Source organism: Niallia sp. MER 6, assembly GCF_023714395.1.
Lineage (GTDB): Bacteria > Bacillota > Bacilli > Bacillales > Cytobacillaceae > Niallia.
The window spans coordinates 1-255 of sequence record NZ_JAMAUK010000149.1; the positions used below are offsets into that span (position 1 = coordinate 1).

General features: G+C 35.7%; 1 pseudogene. It reads right to left on the minus strand.

Features of this window, described 5'->3' with window-relative positions:
* Window positions 1-125 (minus strand): annotated as a pseudogene (locus tag M3600_RS28775) (IS110 family RNA-guided transposase); the annotation flags it as partial.
* Between the last annotated feature and the right edge of the window lie 130 nt (window positions 126-255).

Sequence of the window (255 nt, forward strand, 5' to 3'; positions counted from 1 at the left end):
AACCTACCTAAACCCTCTAGATTATGTGTAATACTAAAACTCTTCCGATATGGTTTAACTTTATCTAAAAATGCTTGAACATGGCTTTCTCCTTTTGTAACATCCAGAACAATAACTGGATTCATAAAAATTTCTACTCCTTAAAAAGCATATTAGTCGGTAACCCCTAAACTCCTTGTAATATCATAGGTTCGCTTGTTAAACGGGTTCATTGTCCCAACCAGCCTGAAACATGTTTATACAAGTAGGGGGTGA